1 protein-coding gene, 1 pseudogene and 1 riboswitch are annotated in these 1,818 nt (G+C 68.5%); the gene and the pseudogene both read left to right on the forward strand.

What is annotated here, in order from left to right:
• Nucleotides 1–309 precede the first annotated feature (309 nt).
• Nucleotides 310–473: riboswitch (cyclic di-AMP (ydaO/yuaA leader) on the forward strand.
• A gap of 15 nt (nt 474–488) precedes the next feature.
• Nucleotides 489–1,070: a C40 family peptidase gene (locus R1101_RS0122615; RefSeq protein WP_016935484.1), complete on the forward strand. Its 582-nt coding sequence runs from the start codon at nt 489–491 to the stop codon at nt 1,068–1,070.
• A gap of 189 nt (nt 1,071–1,259) precedes the next feature.
• Nucleotides 1,260–1,818 (forward strand): annotated as a pseudogene (locus tag R1101_RS28270) (hypothetical protein); the annotation flags it as partial.

The following is a 1,818-nucleotide window of genomic DNA, read 5'->3' on the forward strand; positions in this document are numbered from 1 at the left end:
GGCCTCCGGTGGAAGCAAACCGGCGAATCGGACGGTCCGTTCCGGCCGCCCTCTTCGGGCAACGGTGTTCTGACCTGCTTCTTCCGGAGTGGACCCGGGCGAATCGGGTAGTGACGTCCTCGGGGTGGGGGAGGGCTGAGCAGTGCTCGTTACCGCGCCGTTATCGGACCGGCGCCTTACGGCAGTGTTCTCCAGGAATCGGTCGAAGCGGTCGGGTGGCGCGGCGGGGCGGTCGACTTCACCGATGCCGTTTCGTAATCTTTTCGAGACCGAGCGGAGAGTTTTCCGCCCCACCCCCGGGTCGGAGCCGCACGGTTACCGCCTAATCGCCCCTCCCCGGCTTCGGGAGCGGCGAGCCGGGGACCCACGTAGTTCTTGGGGTGAATCTCCTCCGCCCGTCGCGGCGAGGAGTAGGGCTGATCTTCCGGCCCGAACCCGTCAGCTAACTCGGTCGGCGGGTGAACGGAAGAAACGGAGAACGTCCCCTCGTGGTTTCGAACAACAGCAAGCGCACCGTCCGGCGCGCCCTTGTCGCCGGTGCCATTGCTCTCGGAGCAGTCACCGTCTCGGCCGGCCCGGCGATGGCCGAGCCCATCAACATTCCCGGTGTCGGAACGTTCGACCTCCCGGCCGGTGTGACCGTGCCGCCGGAGATCGCCAACCTCGTTCCGCCGGCCGCCGAGGGTGCGCCCGCGCCTCAGGCCGCTGCCTTCACCGCTCCCCTCGGCTCCGTCGGACAGCGTGCTGCCGACGCTGCGCAGTCGAAGATCGGCGCCCCCTACGTCTACGGCGCTGCCGGACCGAGCTCCTTCGACTGCTCGGGTCTCGTGCAGTGGGCCTTCAAGCAGGCCGGTCTCAGCGTCCCGCGCACCAGCTACGAGCAGGCTTCCGCCGGTACCCCCATCGATGTCGCGGCTCTCCAGCCCGGGGACGTCGTGTCGTTCTACGGCGGCAGCCACACCGGCATCTACATCGGCGGCGGCAACATCGTGCACGCCTCCACCTCCAGCCAGCCGGTGAAGATCGCGCCGCTGAACTCGATGCCCGTCGACGGAGCGCGTCGCTTCTGACGGCACGTCGCCTCCGATCGGACGGCGTTTCCCGCCTCCGCTCCGACGCATCATCTCCGAGAAGGGTGGGTCCGGTACCAACCGGACCCACCCTTCTCGGATGTCTGCATGTGCGGCCCGTAGCCATGTCCGTCCGCTTGCATACAAAGTCGCCGCGCGTGATGGCTACTCGCAGGTAGACACAAACCTATGCGATTCCGTAACCTGATCGAGACCTTCGATCGGCAGTTGCGGATGATCAAGGACGCCCGGGAAAGGATTCGAGCCCTCGTGGTTTCCGACAGGACGAAGCACCTCGTGCGAGTGCAGGGCAGGCCGAGAGCGCAGGGCAGGCCGGGAGTACGGGCCGCGCGCCGCCCGGCGCTCGTCGTGGCCCTCGTGATGATGGTCCTCGGTTTCACACTCGCGCCGGCGGCGGCGCAACCACCGGGGGAGACCCCCGCCGCGCGACTCGACCACCTCGCCGATCTGTCGCGTCGCAGCGAGCAGGCCACCGAAGCGTTGCACGCCGCGGGTGCGGATCTCGAAGCGAAGGTCGCGGCGCAGCGGGAGGCCGATACTCGCGCTGCCCAGGCCGACGAGGCCCTGGCCGGCGCTCGCGCCGACATCGCCCGCTTCAAGCCCACCGTCGACAAGCTCGCGCGGGCCAACTACCGCGGCGCGCGCACCAACCGGCTCTTCGCCGTGATGGTGAGCGACTCGCCTCAGCAGATGCTCGACCAGATGGTGCTGCTCGACGTCCTCGGTG

The organism is Rhodococcus sp. R1101 (assembly GCF_000278445.1).
GTDB lineage: Bacteria > Actinomycetota > Actinomycetes > Mycobacteriales > Mycobacteriaceae > Rhodococcus > Rhodococcus gordoniae.